15 protein-coding genes are annotated in these 15550 nt (G+C 64.6%); 9 read left to right on the top strand and 6 right to left on the bottom strand.

Annotated features, from left to right (window positions below):
• The first annotated feature begins 319 nt into the window (after window positions 1–319).
• From GGQ99_RS14160 to GGQ99_RS14150, 3 genes are read left to right on the top strand one after another with little or no spacing between them, the layout of a single operon-like run.
• Window positions 320–892 carry a sigma-70 family RNA polymerase sigma factor gene (locus tag GGQ99_RS14160; protein WP_055981680.1) on the top strand — a complete coding sequence of 191 codons (573 nt, stop codon included), beginning with the start codon at window positions 320–322 and terminating at the stop codon, window positions 890–892.
• Window positions 889–1551, top strand: coding sequence for an anti-sigma factor (locus tag GGQ99_RS14155; protein ID WP_183263026.1), 663 nt, complete (start codon window positions 889–891; stop codon window positions 1549–1551). The genes GGQ99_RS14160 and GGQ99_RS14155 overlap by 4 nt, the downstream gene beginning before the upstream one ends.
• Window positions 1548–3050 (top strand): S8 family serine peptidase, encoded by a 1503-nt coding sequence (locus GGQ99_RS14150; protein ID WP_183263025.1) that lies wholly within the window; start codon window positions 1548–1550, stop codon window positions 3048–3050. The genes GGQ99_RS14155 and GGQ99_RS14150 overlap by 4 nt, the downstream gene beginning before the upstream one ends.
• Window positions 3051–3056: 6 nt before the next feature.
• Here the strand turns inward: GGQ99_RS14150 and GGQ99_RS14145 are convergent, their stop codons facing one another.
• Complete coding sequence (locus GGQ99_RS14145) at window positions 3057–3278, bottom strand: DUF2171 domain-containing protein (RefSeq protein ID WP_183263182.1); 222 nt, start codon at window positions 3276–3278, stop codon at window positions 3057–3059.
• A gap of 263 nt (window positions 3279–3541) precedes the next feature.
• Between GGQ99_RS14145 and GGQ99_RS14140 the strand changes: the two genes are divergently transcribed.
• Genes GGQ99_RS14140 through GGQ99_RS14125 form a run of 4 tightly spaced genes read left to right on the top strand, consistent with a single transcriptional unit; the run spans window position 3542 to window position 7024 of the window.
• Entirely contained in the window at window positions 3542–4414 is an 873-nt protein-coding gene (locus tag GGQ99_RS14140; protein WP_246389603.1) for a metal ABC transporter substrate-binding protein, read from the top strand.
• The gene (locus tag GGQ99_RS14135) at window positions 4411–5325 is read left to right on the top strand and encodes a manganese/iron ABC transporter ATP-binding protein (protein WP_183263023.1); all 915 of its coding nucleotides are present in this window, start codon (window positions 4411–4413) and stop codon (window positions 5323–5325) included. The genes GGQ99_RS14140 and GGQ99_RS14135 overlap by 4 nt, the downstream gene beginning before the upstream one ends.
• Window positions 5322–6182 (top strand): metal ABC transporter permease, encoded by an 861-nt coding sequence (locus GGQ99_RS14130; protein ID WP_183263022.1) that lies wholly within the window; start codon window positions 5322–5324, stop codon window positions 6180–6182. Before GGQ99_RS14135 ends, GGQ99_RS14130 begins: the two co-directional genes overlap by 4 nt.
• The gene (locus GGQ99_RS14125; protein WP_183263021.1) at window positions 6179–7024 is read left to right on the top strand and encodes a metal ABC transporter permease; all 846 of its coding nucleotides are present in this window, start codon (window positions 6179–6181) and stop codon (window positions 7022–7024) included. The genes GGQ99_RS14130 and GGQ99_RS14125 overlap by 4 nt, the downstream gene beginning before the upstream one ends.
• A 38-nt stretch (window positions 7025–7062) precedes the next feature.
• Here the strand turns inward: GGQ99_RS14125 and GGQ99_RS14120 are convergent, their stop codons facing one another.
• From GGQ99_RS14120 to GGQ99_RS14100, 5 genes are all read right to left on the bottom strand, one after another.
• Entirely contained in the window at window positions 7063–8175 is a 1113-nt protein-coding gene (locus GGQ99_RS14120; RefSeq protein WP_183263020.1) for an ABC transporter ATP-binding protein, read from the bottom strand.
• A 30-nt stretch (window positions 8176–8205) separates the two neighbouring features.
• Window positions 8206–9870, bottom strand: a complete 1665-nt coding sequence (bglA, locus tag GGQ99_RS14115) for a beta-galactosidase BglA (RefSeq protein WP_183263019.1) — start codon at window positions 9868–9870, stop codon at window positions 8206–8208.
• A gap of 4 nt (window positions 9871–9874) precedes the next feature.
• Complete coding sequence (locus GGQ99_RS14110; RefSeq protein ID WP_183263018.1) at window positions 9875–11029, bottom strand: carbohydrate ABC transporter permease; 1155 nt, start codon at window positions 11027–11029, stop codon at window positions 9875–9877.
• A 1-nt stretch (window position 11030) separates the two neighbouring features.
• Window positions 11031–12047 carry a carbohydrate ABC transporter permease gene (locus GGQ99_RS14105; protein WP_108605608.1) on the bottom strand — a complete coding sequence of 339 codons (1017 nt, stop codon included), beginning with the start codon at window positions 12045–12047 and terminating at the stop codon, window positions 11031–11033.
• 120 nt (window positions 12048–12167) lie between these two features.
• Window positions 12168–13523, bottom strand: coding sequence for an ABC transporter substrate-binding protein (locus tag GGQ99_RS14100; protein ID WP_183263017.1), 1356 nt, complete (start codon window positions 13521–13523; stop codon window positions 12168–12170).
• A gap of 355 nt (window positions 13524–13878) precedes the next feature.
• Here GGQ99_RS14100 and GGQ99_RS14095 point away from each other — a divergent pair, with 355 nt between their 5' ends.
• Window positions 13879–14898 (top strand): substrate-binding domain-containing protein, encoded by a 1020-nt coding sequence (locus GGQ99_RS14095; protein WP_108609560.1) that lies wholly within the window; start codon window positions 13879–13881, stop codon window positions 14896–14898.
• Window positions 14899–15002: 104 nt separating this feature from the next.
• On the top strand, window positions 15003–15443 hold the full coding sequence (locus GGQ99_RS14090; protein ID WP_108605606.1) for a Fur family transcriptional regulator: 441 nt from the start codon (window positions 15003–15005) through the stop codon (window positions 15441–15443).
• Window positions 15444–15550: the final 107 nt, after the last annotated feature.

Raw genomic sequence — 15550 nt, 5'->3', positions numbered from 1 at the left:
TCCTTCAGGCTGGGTAAAAGTTTGGGGGCAACGTCAGCTTGAATCCTGTCGGGCAAGCCAGCTTTTTGGTATGATCGGGAGCTGTGCTTTGCGCTCGGACTGGCCAAGTGGGCGTACCAAATGCCCGCTTCTCGGCCGACCCTATCGGACAGACAGAGCCGTATTGGGCCCTGCCACGGCCGGGGATGCTGCCGCTCCCTGCGCCGGACTGGCCATGTCGGGGAAGTTCGGCTAGCTTTCCCTCATCCGAAACATTCCGGTGAACCTTTTTGCGGCCAACAACGACCAAGCAGACAGGAGCCCGGCGGTTGCACCGGCCATGAACATCGCATCAGACCCCATGTCCGATCGTGATCTCGTGAGCCGCGTCGCAAACGGCGACCGCGCCGCTTTGCGGCTCCTGTTCACGCGCCACCACGCACGGGTCTACCGTTTCGTGGCGCGCCAGACGGGGTCGGAAGCCATGGCGGATGACGTTGCCAATGAAGTGTTTCTGGAGTTGTGGCGCAAGGCGCCGCAGTTCGAAGGCCGTTCGGAGGTCTCGACCTGGCTGCTCGGCATCGCCCGCTTCAAGGCGCTGTCGTCGCTGCGCAAGCGCAAGGAAGACTGGCTCGACGACGACGATGCCGCCGCAGTGCCCGACGGCTCGGATACGCCCGAAGTGGTGACGATGAAGCTGGACAAGGGCGCTGCCCTGCGCCGCTTCGTCGATGCGCTGGCCGAGGAGCACCGCACCGTCATCGACCTCGCCTATTATCACGGCAAGTCGGTGACCGAGATCGGCGAGGTGCTCGACATTCCGGTGGCGACGGTGAAGACGCGGATGTTTTATGCCCGCAAGAAACTCGGCGAAGCCCTGAAGGCCGCCGGATACGACAGGGGCTGGCCATGAGCGCTGCCGAAAAGATGTCCCGTCGCGACGAGATCGAAACGCTGCTGCCGTTCTACCTGAACGGCACGCTGGAAGGCGCCGAACTGGCGACCGTCGAGGACTGGCTCGCCAGCGATCCGGCCGCACCCGCGGCCCTCGAAGCCGCCGAGGCCGAGTTTTCCGGCACGATGGCGTCCAACGAGGCGATCCGCCCGCCGGCCGATGCGCTGAGCCGCTTCTCCAGGCTGCTCGATGCCGAGGCCGGGCCGGTCCGCGAGCCGCAGGCGCAGTCGCTGCTGGCGCGTGCCTGGGAGCGGTTCATGGGCGTGCCCGTGGGCGTCGCCTGGGCCGCGGCGGCAGCATTGCTGGCCTTCATCGTCGTGCAGGGCGTGGTGGCGCCTTCGGGCACCGGTTCCGACATCCAGGTCGCCGGCACCGGCGCGGAGCAGTCGAAGCTGCCTTTCGCGCTGGTCACCTTCAAGCCTGACGCCAGGATGGCCGACATTGCCGCGCTGCTCGGCGACAACGGCGCGGCGATCATCGATGGCCCGACGGCCAGCGGCGTCTTCCGCATCGCCATTCCTGCCGAAACTGTCGCCGACTACGATCGCATCGTCGGCCTGATCGCGGCCGCACCCTTTGCCGACACGGTAACAGTGGGAAGGAAGCCTGCGGGATGACGCTGCCGAGGCGAGTTGCAGGACTGATGCTGGCGGCGACATTGTTCGCCGCCACGCCTGCATTTGCCCAGACCAACGATCCTAGCCTGACGCCGCAGCAGCTCGACTGCCTCAGCCGAGCGACGGCGGCGACGGCTGCAGACTGCCTGCAACCTGGCGCGCAGCCGACGCCGGGCGGTCCGGGTTCCGGCGGCGGAATCCCGCCCCGGGCCGTCGGCCTGCCCGAATTGCTGGTCGACCTCTTTCCCAATCCCGGTGATTTTCCCGGTGTCGCATCCGGGGGGCAGCCAGCGACGCCGGTGCCGACGCCCAATCCGCTCCGCGACCCGGCCGCCGCAAGTCCGGATCCGTCAGGTGGCGGCGCGCAGGCGGGTGGTCAGCCGACACCGCCGCCGCCTGATGTGCCACCACCCGGAACTGCGATCACCGCGCCGCCGCGCGCCATAGCGGGTTCCTTCGTGCCCGACGAAGTGCTGGTCACCGTCGATGGCGGCGCGCCTGTCGCGCAAGCTGTCGCTGCCGCCTATGGTCTGGAAATCCGTTCGCAGCGTCTGTCGGCCCTGCTCGGCACCAGCCTTGTCCGCTACGGCATTCCCGATGGCCGGCCGGTCGGCACGGTGCTTGCCCAGCTTGCCGGCGACGGCCGCACCGCGACCCGTGAAGCCAACCACATCTATGAGCTGCAGCAGGCAGCAGCAGGGCCCAATTTCGCCTTCCAGCGCATCGCGCTCGACGAGGCCGCCGCCAATGGCGAGAACGTCAGCATAGCGGTCATCGACACCGCCATCGACGACACTCACCCGGCGCTGAAGGGCGTCGTCGCCGGCAGTTTCGACGCCATGCCGGGGGTGACGGTCACCGCACGCGACCACGCCACCTCGGTTGCCGGCTTGATCGCCGGCACCGGACCGTTCAAGGGCATGGCGCCGGGCTCGAAGATCTTCCACGCACGCGCCTTCGAAGGCGGCAAGTCGAACATGGAGATCATTCTCAACGCGCTCGACTGGGCCGCCGAGCAGAACGTCCAGATCGTCAACATGAGCTTCGTCGGGCCCAAGAACGCATTGCTGGAGCAGGCCAGCCGCGGCGCCCGCGCCCGCGGCATGATCCTCGTCGCCGCTGCTGGCAACAATGGCCCCGGCGCGCCCTATGGCTATCCCGCCGCCTACAAGGGCGTCATCGCGGTAACGGCCACCGATGCCAAGGACGCCCTGATGAAGCAGGCCAACCGCGGGCCCTACGTCTACATCTCCGCCCCCGGCGTCGACGTCATGGCCCCGGTCGGCGGCGGCACGGACCTAGTAACGGGCACCTCGTTTGCCGCAGCGGTAGTCAGCGGCGCGATTGCCAATTTGTTGCACAACGAGCCAGGCCGCTCTGCAGAATCGATCGAAAAGGCACTCGCCGCCACCGCCACCGATCTCGGCGACAAGGGCCGCGACACCGATTTCGGTTTTGGCCTGATCAACACCAAGGCTGCCGAGGCCGTGAAGGAGTAGGGGCCTCTAGCCCGCCTTGCCTTCCTCTTCGAATGTCACCGCGACATCGGCATTGGCCGACAGCCGCACCTTGTTGCCTTCGGTCTCGGCGACGAGCGCGGTGGAGATGTAGTGATGGTGGCCGCGATGGCTGCCTTCGCCGCTGTCCTTTTTCGTGAGCTTGATGCGCCCGTTCTCGACCTTGTCGACGGTGCCGATATGCACGCCGTCGGCGCCGATGACTTCCATATGCTCGCGAATTGCTGTGCTGGCTGACACGACCGTTCTCCTTGTCTGGGATTGGCAAACGAAAACGCGCTCAGCCTCGATTGGATGCAAGGCCCGAGGCCGTCGCAGCGGAATTCGCATTTCTTATTGCAAACGATTTGCAATTGCATTGACAGGTGACGCGGCTGCCACTAGGTAAAGCATCGTATCTGCCGCCCATCGGGCGCGTATTCTCGAACGGGATTTCCATGACAGCGCTACGCACCACCTTCGCCGCCATCGCCATGCTCGCGGCCATGCTCGGGCTATCGGCCTGCTCCCAGGACAGCGATGCCGGCGGCAAGATGAAGGTGGTGACCACCTTCACGGTGATCGCCGACATCGCCCGCAACGTCGCCGGCGACGCAGCCGAGGTGGAATCGATCACCAAGCCGAACGCAGAGATCCACAACTACCAGCCGACGCCGGGCGACATCCTGCGCGCCCAGAAGGCCGATCTCGTGCTGTGGAACGGGCTGAACCTCGAACTGTGGTTCGAAAAGTTCTTTGAAAACCTTGATGGCGTGGCGCAGGCCGTCGTCTCCGATGGCGTAAGCCCGATGGGCATCGCCGAAGGCCCCTACACCGGCAAGCCCAACCCGCATGCCTGGATGTCGCCCGAGGCGGCGCTCATCTATGTCGAGAACATCCGCAAGGCCTTCGCCGAGAAGGATCCTGCCAATGCCGAGGTCTATGCCAGGAACGCGGCCGCCTATTCGGAGAAGATCAAGGCAACGGTCGCGCCGATTCACAAGGCCATCGAGACCATCCCCGCCGAGCGCCGTTGGCTCGCCACCAGCGAAGGCGCGTTTTCCTATCTCGCCCGCGATTTCGGCTTGAAGGAGGTCTATCTTTGGCCGATCAATGCCGACCAGCAAGGTACGCCCCAGCAGGTGCGCAAGGTGATCGACCTCGTCAAGGCCAACAGCATTCCGGCCATGTTCAGCGAAAGCACGGTGTCGTCGAAGCCGGCCGAGCAGGTCGCGCGGGAAACGGGCGCCAAATATGGCGGTGTGCTCTATGTCGACTCGCTGAGCGATGAAGGCGGCCCGGTGCCGACCTATCTCGACCTGCTCAGCGTCACCACCCAGACCATCGTCAAGGGACTTTCCCAATGAACGTTCCGCTGAAGGGGCGCCCCGCGGCCCAGGCTCAGGCCGGCGACGGCCTCAGCGTCGACAACATCTCGGTGACCTACCGCAACGGGCACACGGCCCTGCGCAACGCCTCCTTTTCCATTCCGCGCGGCACCATCACGGCGCTTGTCGGCGTCAACGGCAGCGGCAAGTCGACCCTGTTCAAGTCGATCATGGGCTTCGTGCCGCTCGCCACCGGTAGCGTTTCGATCCTGGGCCAGCCGGCCCGCGAGGCGCTGAAGAAGAACCTCGTCGCCTATGTGCCGCAAAGCGAGGACGTCGACTGGAACTTTCCGGTGCTGGTCGAAGACGTGGTCATGATGGGCCGCTACGGCCACATGAATTTCCTGCGCATGACGCGCAGTATCGACCGCGAGGCGGTGGACGCGGCGCTTGAACGCGTCGGCATGGCCGACTTCCGCAAGCGCCAGATCGGCGAGCTCTCGGGCGGCCAGAAGAAGCGCGTCTTCCTGGCGCGTGCGCTGGCGCAGGAAGGCGAACTGATCCTGCTCGACGAACCCTTCACCGGCGTCGACGTGCGCACCGAAGAAGCGATCATCGCGCTTTTGCAGGGCCTGCGCGATGAAGGCCGGGTGATGCTGGTTTCGACGCACAATCTGGGCTCGGTGCCGCGCTTCTGCGACCGCGCCGTTCTGGTCAACCGCACCGTTCTCGCCTCCGGGCTGACGGCCGAAACTTTCACCAAGGCCAATCTCGAAAAGGCCTTTGGCGGCGTGTTGCGCCAGTTCATCCTGGGCGGCGCCGAGCTACACCAGGACGCCGCCGACAAGCGTCAGGTGACAGTGCTGACCGACGACGAGCGCCCCTTCGTCATCTATGGCGACGGCAACGGCAACGACGCTGCGGCCAAGAAGGGCGGGCGCAAGAAATGATCGCCATGCTCAGCGAGCCGTTCGGCTATGGCTACATGCTCAACGCGATGTGGGTGTCGGCGCTGGTCGGCGGCGTCTGCGCCTTCCTCTCGGCCTATCTGATGCTCAAGGGCTGGTCCCTGATCGGCGACGCGCTCTCGCATTCGATCGTACCCGGTGTTGCCGGCGCCTACATGCTCGGCCTGCCGTTTGCGCTTGGCGCCTTCCTTTCGGGCGGGCTTGCGGCCGGCGCCATGCTGTTCCTCAACCAGCGCACCAAGCTCAGGGAAGACGCCATCATCGGCCTGATCTTCACCTCGTTCTTCGGGCTCGGCCTGTTCATGATCTCGCTGTCGCCGGCCTCGGTGAACATCCAGACCATCGTGCTTGGCAACATCCTGGCAGTGACGCCGGCGGACACGCTTCAGCTGGCGCTGATCGGCGGCATTTCGCTGGCTATCCTGCTCGCCAAGTGGAAGGACCTGATGGTCGCTTTCTTCGACGAGAACCATGCGCGCTCGATCGGGCTCAACCCCGACATGCTCAAGGTGCTGTTTTTCATGCTGCTGTCGGCCTCGACGGTGGCGGCACTGCAGACGGTGGGCGCCTTCCTGGTCATCGCCATGGTGGTGACGCCGGGGGCGACGGCCTATCTTCTGACCGACCGCTTTCCCCGGCTGATCGTGATCAGCGTTGCGATCGGCTCGATCACCAGCTTCGTCGGCGCCTATGCCAGCTATTTCCTCGACGGCGCCACTGGCGGCATCATCGTGGTGGCCCAGACGCTGATCTTCCTGATCGCGTTTGTCTTCGCGCCGAAGCACGGGCTGCTGGCGGCGCGGCGGCGGGCAAGGCTGGAACTGGAGGCGGGGGCATGATCGAAACCCTCGCGCTCCCCTTCGCCTTTCCGTTCATGCAGCAGGCGTTCGCCATCTCGCTGCTGGTGGCGGTGCCGATGGCGCTGCTGTCGTGCTTCCTGGTGCTCAAGGGCTGGTCGCTGATGGGCGATGCCATCAGCCATGCCGTGCTGCCCGGCGTCGTGCTCGCTTATATCGCCGGCATCCCGCTGGCCATCGGCGCCTTCGCCGCCGGCATGACCTGCGCGCTGGCGACCGGCTATCTCAAGCAGAACAGCCGGGTCAAGGAAGACACCGTCATGGGCATCGTCTTTTCCGGCATGTTCGGCCTCGGCATCGTGCTTTACACCAAGATCCAGACCGACGTGCATCTCGACCACATCTTGTTCGGCGACATGCTGGGTGTCAGTTGGTCCGATGTCGGCCAGAGCGCGGTGATCGCTCTGATCGCCACCGGGGCCATCGGCATCTTCCGCCGCGACCTGCTGCTGCACGCCTTCGACCCGCAGCATGCGCAGGCCATCGGCCTGCCGGTCAGGCTGCTGCACTACGGGCTGTTGACCGTGCTGTCGCTGACCATCGTCGGTGCGCTGAAAGCTGTCGGCATCATCATCGCCATCGCCATGCTGATCGCGCCGGGCGCAATTGCCTATCTGCTCACCGACCGCTTCGAGCGCATGCTCATGGCGTCGGTGCTGGTGGCGGTAGCGTGCTCGTTCGGAGGCGTCTACCTCAGCTTCTTCATCGACAGCGCGCCGGCGCCGACCATCGTGCTGCTGATGAGCCTGACCTTTGTCGTTGCCTTCTTCATCTCGAGGCGCCGGACAGCGCTTCGGGAGCGACAGGTGGTGGTGGCGGATTGAGCCCTCTGCCCTCCCCACAAGGGGGAGGGTGAAGAGCGTCACGCGGCTGCCGCTGCCAATCTGCGGCGGGCAAACGAATGGCCTTCGCTGTCGAAGATATGCAACTCGTCGGGGCTGGCGGCGAGCCGGATCTTCGCACCGCGCTTGACCTCGACATTGCCCGGAAGCTTGGCCACCAGCGGCTGGTCGGCGCGGCCGATGTCGACATAGACGAGCTGGACCTCGCCGAGCTGCTCGACATAGTCGACGAGCCCCTCGAACAGGTAGTCGTCGCCGGTCGCGACATAGAGGTCCTCGGGCCGCACGCCGAAGCTCACTGCCTTGCCTTGGGCATCAGTGGGTGTCGCCACCGGCACCGGGGTCTTGTGGCCGCCGACATGGCTGACCAGGCTGGTCTCACCGGCCCGCTCGATGGTGCCGCCAACGATGTTCATCGCCGGCGAGCCGATGAACTGGGCGACAAACAGATTGCCGGGGTGCTTGTAGAGTTCCATCGGCGTGCCGACCTGCTCGATGCGGCCGTCCTTGAGCACGACGATACGGTCGGCCAGCGTCATCGCCTCGACCTGGTCGTGGGTGACATAGATCATCGTCGTGTTGGGCATCGACTCCTTGAGCTTGGCGATCTCGATGCGGGTGGCGACGCGCAGCGCTGCGTCGAGGTTCGACAGCGGTTCGTCGAACAGGAAGACCTTGGGGTTGCGCACGATGGCGCGGCCGATGGCGACGCGCTGGCGCTGGCCGCCCGACATCGCCTTGGGCAGCCGGTCGAGATACTTGGTCAACTGCAGGATCTCGGCGGCGGCGCGCACGCGCTTGTCGATCTCGGCCTTGCTTTCCTTGGCGATCTTCATGCCGAAGGCCATGTTGTCGTAGACGGTCATGTGCGGGTAGAGCGCGTAGGACTGGAACACCATGGCGATGCCGCGCTTGGATGGCGGGATGTCGTTGACCTTCTCGCCGGCGATCTCCAGCGTGCCGCCGGTGATCTCCTCGAGCCCGGCGATAGAGCGCAGCAGCGTCGACTTTCCGCAGCCCGAGGGGCCGACGAAGACGATGAACTCACCCGATTTGATGTCGAGATCGATGCCGTGGAGAATGTGCAGATTGCCGTATGATTTCTTGACGTCCCTGAGCGTTAGATCGGCCATGGTTTCCTCCCAGATTTCTGTCAGCGTCGGTCAGGCGAAGCGCCCGAACCAGGCGCCGTAGCTGCCGAGCCGGACTGCGCCGGCGTCTGCCTTTCCATCAAGTCCGTGTCCCGCCAAAGGCTGCAGGCCCCTGCCTCCGAGATCGACCGTGGCCGGTGCGCTGCCGAGATTGAAGACGCAGACGATCTCCTCGTTGCCCTCGCGGCGGCTGAAGGCCACCGTGTCGCCCTGTGTGTCGAGGAACGAGATGTTGCCCTTGGCAAGTGCGGGATGCGACCGGCGGAACGAGAGAAACCGGCGGTAATGTTCGAGCAGCGAGGCGGCGTCGCCTTCCTGCGTGTCGACCGCCTTGGCCAGATGGTCTGCCGGCGCCGGCAGCCACGGCTTGGCCTTGGAGAAGCCACCATTGGCAGCGTCCTTGTTCCACACCATCGGCGTGCGGCAGCCGTCGCGGCCCTTGAACTCCGGCCAGAAACGGATGCCATAGGGGTCCTGCAGATCCTCGAAGGCAAGACTGGCTTCAGTCAGGCCGAGCTCTTCGCCCTGGTAGATGCAGACCGAACCGCGCAGCGACATCAGCAGCGCCGAGACGACCTTGAGATAGGCGGTGCGGTCGGCCTCGCCCATGCCCCAGCGCGAAGCGTGGCGGACGACGTCGTGGTTGGAGAAGGCCCAGCACGACCAGCCGTCGCTGGCGGCCTTGCCGAAGTCCTCGAGCACCGTGCGCACCTTGGCGGCAGAGATCTTCTCCGGCGCCAGGAAGTCGAAGGCGTAGCACATCTGCACCTTGTCGCCGCCGGCGGTGTAGGACGCGACGACCTCGAGCCCGCGCTGGGAATCGCCGACCTCGCCAACCGCCGCTGCGGCAGGGTACTCGTCGAGCACGGCGCGGAAGCGGGCGAGGAATTCAAGGTTCTCCGGCCGGCTCTTGTCGTAGATGTGGTCCTGGAAATTGTAGGGGTTCACCGCCGGTGCGGTCTGGTCGTTGCGCTCCTCCGGCGGCAGCGCGGGATTGTCCTCCAGCCCGGCCGAGTGGAAGTAGAAGTTGATGGTGTCGAGGCGGAAGCCGTCGACGCCGCGGTCGAGCCAGAACCGGGTGACGTCAAGCAGCGCGTCCTGGACGTCGCGGTTGTGGAAGTTGAGGTCGGGCTGTTCGGACAGGAAATTGTGCAGGTAATACTGCATGCGCCTGGTGTCCCACTGCCAGGCCGAGCCGCCGAAGATCGACAGCCAGTTGTTGGGCGGGCTGCCGTCTGGCTTGGCGTCGGCCCAGACGTACCAGTCTGCTTTGGCGTTGTCGCGGCTCGCCCGGCTTTCTTTGAACCAGGGATGCAGGTCGGAGGTGTGCGAGATGACGCCGTCGATCATCACCTTGAGGCCGAGCCGGTGCGCTTCCGCGATCATCGCGTCAAAGTCGGCCAGCGTGCCGAACATCGGGTCGATGTCGAGATAATCCGAGATATCGTAGCCGAAATCCTTCATCGGCGACTTGAAGAAGGGCGAGATCCATACGGCGTCCGCGCCGAGGTCGGCGATGTGCGGCAGCCGCGAGATGATGCCCTTCAAGTCGCCGATGCCGTCGCCGTTGGAGTCCTGGAAGCTGCGAGGGTAGATCTGGTAGATCACCGCCCCCCGCCACCAGTCGCGATCCGCAGCGGGAGCGGGGTTTTCGATCTTGCGCATTGCGGCCTGCATGGAGCTAGCCTCCCTTGACTGAGCCCGCGAGCAGCCCGCGGACGAAATAACGTTGGAGCGAGAAGAACACGATCAGCGGCACGATGATGGTGACGAAGGCCGAGGTGGTGAGGATTTCCCAGTCGCCGCCGCGCGAGCCGAGCAGGGCGTTGAGCTTGCCGGTCAGCACCAACTGGTCGGAGCCGGAGCCCAGGAACACCATCGCCACCAGAAGGTCGTTCCAGACCCACAGGAACTGGAAGATGGCGAAGGAGGCGAGCACCGGGAAGGACAGCGGCAGCACGATCTTGACGAAGATCTCGAAGTCGCTGGCGCCGTCGATGCGGGCCGACTCCATGATCTCGCGCGGCAGGCCGGCGATGTAGCTGCGCAACAGGTAGATGGCGAAGGGCAGGCCGAAGCCTGTATGCGCCAACCATATGCCGAGATAGGTCTTGGCCGGCACGCCGAAGAACAGCCCGACACCGTTGTAGAGCTTGAGCAGTGGGATGAGCGACATCTGCAGCGGCACGACGAGCAGGCCGATGATGACGGCGATCAGCAGCGCGCGGCCTGGAAATCGCATCCAGGCCAGCGCATAGGCGGCATAGGCCGCGATCAGGATCGGGATGATGGTCGCGGGAATGGTGACCGTCAGCGAGTTGATGAAGGAGCGGCCGATGCCCTCGGAAAACAGCACCGTCTGGTAGTTGTCGGTGGTGAAGCGCGGCGGCGCCGACGACGCGTAGTAGACGCGCTGGCCGCGGCCGCCCTCGAAGGCTTTGGGCGACTGCAGCACGAAGGAACCGTCGGCGTTGAGCTGCAGTGAGACGCCTTCGCCGAGATCGGCAACCGTGCCGGCTTCGTATTGCGTAGGCTGCTGCGCCTTGGTGCCGAAGGCGCTGATGTTGCGTGCCGGACCGTCGCCGAAGATGTTGCCCTCGATGACGAACTTGCCATCCTTTTCGATCTGGGCCGAAGCACCCGGCAGGCGGCCGGCTTCGGTCTGCGACGAGGTCGAAAGTGCTGTCCACCAGCCGGAGACGATGAGCTGGTCCTTGTCGCGCAGCGAACTGACCAGGATGCCGAGCGTCGGGATGGTCCAGATGGCGACGAAGACAAGCACTGCGATATGGACGCCGAAGCGGCCGAAGAAGGACTTTCCGCTTGCGCTGGCCATGTCAGTGACCTCCCCCGCCTTCGCGATTAGCCTGGCGGATGTTCCAGATCATGATCGGCACGACCGCGAGCATGATGATGACGGCGATCGCAGCACCGCGGCCGAAATCGCCGCCGCCGCGGAACATCCAGTCGAACATCAGGTTGGCCAGCACCTGGCTGTTCCACTGGCCGTTGGTCATCGTCAGCACGATGTCGAAGACCTTGAGCACGAGGATGGTGATGGTGGTCCAGACCACCGCGATGGTGCCCCAGATCTGCGGCACCATGATTTTCCAGAAGATCTGGAACGGGTTGGCGCCATCGATGACGGCGGCCTCGATTGTTTCCTCCGGGATGCCGCGCAGGGCCGAAGACAGGATGACCATGGCAAAGCCGGTCTGGATCCAGATCAGGATCACCATCAGGAAGAAGTTGTTCCAGAACGGCGTCGAGATCCACACCTGCGGATTGCCGCCGAGATACTGCACGGCCGCGTTCAGGATGCCGATCTGGGTCTGGCCTTCGGCGCGGTATTCGTAGACGAATTTCCAGATAACGCTGGCGCCGACGAACGAGATGGCGAGCGGCAGGAACACCAGGCTCTTGGCGATGTTGCCCCACCAGATCTTGTCGGTGAGCACCGCGATGATCAGGCCGAAGAAAGTGCAGGCGGCCGGCACGACCGCGAGCCACAGCAGGTTGTTGAAGATTGAATTTCGAAATTCGCGGTCGCCGAAAGCCCAGCTGTAATTGGCGAGGCCGACGAAATTCTGGCCGGTGCGGTCCATGACGGAGAGCCTCAGCGTTTCGATCACCGGGTAGACGAGATAGACGGTGACGATCAGCATCGCCGGACCGACGAACAGCCACGGCCGGATCAGGCCCTGGCGGCGCAGATTGTCGACAGCGGCAGCACCCGAGACGCCGCGCGAAGGAAAGACCGCGTCGAGGATCTTGTTGGCGCCCCAGTAGTAGACGACGCAGCCGCCGACGCCGATGATGATTGTGAAAATGGCCGAAAGTATCTGTGCCGTCATGGGATCATCCCCCTGGGATCAGGCTGACATCGCTCAGAATTACGAATGGAAAAGCCGGGCGTCCGGACCCGGGCCAACAGGCCCGGATCACAACTCGCATGGACGTCCGCGGGGCGCGCGCTACTTGATCGCGTCCCAACTCTTCTGGATGTCGGCGGCGACATCGGCCGCAGGCTTGCCGCCGACGAGGTCGATCATGCCGGTCCAGAAGGCGCCGGCGCCGATCTTGCCCGGCATCAGGTCGGAACCGTCGAAGCGGAAGGTCGAGGCGTTGACCAGGATGTCACCCTGCTTCTTCAGCGCTTCGTTGCCATAGGCTTCCTTGTTCGCCGTCTTGAGCGGGGTCAGGAAGCCCGATTGGGCCATCCAGACCTCGTGGGCCAGCGGCATCTTCAGGAAGTCGATGAAGGCGCGCGCGGCCTTGGAGTCCTTGGCGATGGTGAACAGCGTTCCGCCGCCGAGCACCGGATTGCCGAGCTCTGGCTTGGCGGCCATCGGCGGCAGGTAGAAGAAGTCGGCATCCTCGCCGAGCTTGGTGCCTTCAGGGAAGAAGGACGAGATGAACGACGCCTGGCGGTGCAGGTAGCACTTCGGCGGCACCGCAAAGAGGCCCTTCGGGCTGTCGCGGAAGTCGGTTGCGGCGACCGCCGCCTTGCCGCCGTCGACATATTTGTCGTTGGTGGCGATCTTGGCGAAGATGTCGAGCGCGCCGACCACGGCCGGATCGTTGAACGGAATCTCGTTCCGGGTCCACTTGTCGTAGACGTCGGGCGCCTGGGTGCGCAGCATGATGTCTTCGACCCAATCGGTCGCCGGCCAGCCGGTGGCGCCGCCCGAGCCCAGGCCGATGCACCACGGTACGCCACCATCGGCGACGATCTTGTCAGTCAGGGCCTGCATCTCTTCCCAGGTCTTGGGCACCTCATAGCCGGCTTCCTCGAAATTTTCCGGCACGTACCAGACCAGCGACTTCAGGTCGGCCTTGAACGGGAAGCCGTAGAAGCCGGGCTTGCCGTCCTTGTCCTTGTAGGTGCCGAGATCGACCCAGGACTGGCCGGCGCCGTAATTCTCCTTGACGAAGTTGGCGGTGCCCTCGTCCAGGGCGGTGAGCAGGCCCTTCGACGCCAGATCCTGGATCAGGCCGGGCTGCGGCAGGATGGCGATGTTGGGCGGGCTGCCGGCCTGGGTGTCGATGACGATCTGCTGCTCGTAGTTCTCGGACGACGAGTAGTTGATGGTGGCGCCGGTGGCCTCGCTGAAATATTCGAGCACCGAGCGGGCCAGCGCTTCGTCTTCGCCGCGCCACGGCCCGAAGATCGAGAGCGTCTCGCCCTTCAGGTCGACCTTCTTGAGTTCTTCGAAATTGGCCCAGGTGAAACGGGCGTCCTCGCCCGGCTTGAACTTCAGCTCCGCCGAGGCGGGCGCGCTCAGGGCGACGGCGGCCAGCGCCACGCCCAGTAACAGGGACTTCCTCATGGTCTTCCTCCCAGTGGATCGAAAACTCCGGACGGAACCTCCATTCCGTCCGCCTGCACCGCCCCGACTTTGCCTCAGACTTGCGCGAGCTGCAACTACACCGCACAACGGCATTTCAAAGCGCTTTGGCTAGCTTCATCACGCCACCGGAATTGAAAAGAGTCAAGAGCGCGGCCGAACTAATCGATTTAAATTTGCCTTGCATGTGCGGTGCAGCATGCTTTTTGGGCGTCGCAGCAGTAAATTCTGCTTCAAACCAAGCACCTGAGGGCCTAGTCTTGCCGGCGCGACACGGCTACTTGGTTCGGCGATCGAACCAGGCTGTATCTAAAGCGCTTTGGGAATCGGGACCGAGGTGAACCTCAAGCAACTTTCGACCATGCTCCAGCTTTCGCAGACGACGGTGAGCCGTGCGCTCAACGGCTATCCCGAGGTCAACGAGGAAACGCGCCGCCGCGTGATGGAGGCGGCCAAGCGCCATGGCTACCGGCCCAACCCCAGCGCGCGCCGGCTGGCGACCGGCAAGGCCGGCATGATCGGCTACGTCATGCCGACGGGCGCCGCCGTCGACATCGATCCGCATTTCGTCGAGTTCCTGTCGGGCCTTGGCGACTACGCCCGCGGCCACGAGCTTGACCTGGTGCTGAGCCCGGCCGATGCCCAGGACGAGGAGACGACCTACCGGCGCATCGTCGCCAACAAGCAGGTCGACGCGCTCTACATCTCGGCGCCTCGCGCCGCCGACAGCCGCATTGCGCTCGCCCACCAGCTTGGCGTCCAGTTCATCGTTCATGGCCGCAGCGAGGGGCTGGACTTCGACTATCCCTACATCGACATCGACAATGAAGGCGCCTTTCACGACGCGACGCGGCTGCTGGTCCAACTCGGCCACAAGCGCATTGCCCTGATCAACGGCGACGACACCCAAACCTTTGCCATCTTCCGCGAGCGCGGCGTCAGGCGGGCGCTGTTGGAAAGCGGACTGGCGCTTGATCTCAGGCACATTCGCTCCGAGGTCATGATCGAGGAGAACGGCTATCGCGCCGCCCGCAGCCTGCTCGAAGCGTCCGACGCGCCGACGGCGATCGTCTGCTCCAGCCTGATCATGGCGCTGGGCGTGGTCAGGGCGGCGCGCGACCTCAATTTGTCGCTGCCCGGCGACCTGTCGCTGGTCAGCCATGACGACGTCTTTCCCTGGCTGAAGCCCGAGCATTTTTCGGTGCCCCTGACGACTACGCGCTCCTCCATTCGCGCCGCCGGCGCCCGTGTCGCCGAGCGGCTCGCCGCCCGCATCTCGGGGCTGGAGGACGGTGCCCGCGGCGAGGTCTGGCCGGTCGATCTCGTGGTGCGCGGTTCGATCGCGGGCGCGCGATAGCGGGCGCTGTTTCCACAACGGGGCTGCCGTTGTGGCCGTTCATCTGGGGATGAACGCGTACATAATCTTTTGCAACTGGGTGTCATCTGGCACATAGTCGCGCCATGATGAAAACCGCAGCCAAGCCCGTTTCCAAGAAGCCCGACTATGAGAAGGCGTTGCGCAAGGCGGGCATCCGCATCACCCGGCCGCGCAAGATCATCCTGGGCATACTGGGCGAGACCGAGGACCATCCCGACGCGCTCGAGATTTTCCGCCGCGCCGAAACCATCGACAAGAGCATCTCCCTGTCCACGGTCTACCGGACGATGAAGCTGCTGGAGGAGATGGGTGCCATCCACCGCCATGCCTTCGAGGGCGGGCCGTCGCGCTTCGAGCAGGCCGGCGGCGATCACCACGACCATCTGATCGACATCGAAACCGGCAATGTCATCGAGTTCCGGTCCGACAGGATCGAACAACTGCAGCAGGAAATCGCTCGCCAGCTCGGCTACGACATCGTCCATCACCGGCTCGAGCTCTACGGCCGCCGCCGCAAGGATTGATGACGTAAGGTCAGGGCACGACGAGTTGATCGGCCTCTGCCGGTGCCTGGACGCGCGCGAGTTGACCTTGTCACGGGCCCGGTCAATCATGCCGCCACCCCGGACCA

This window comes from Aminobacter niigataensis, from assembly GCF_014200015.1.
GTDB classification, from domain to species: domain Bacteria; phylum Pseudomonadota; class Alphaproteobacteria; order Rhizobiales; family Rhizobiaceae; genus Aminobacter; species Aminobacter niigataensis.
Note: the sequence above shows the minus strand (reverse complement) of the source record. Positions and strands in the feature narration are given on the sequence as shown.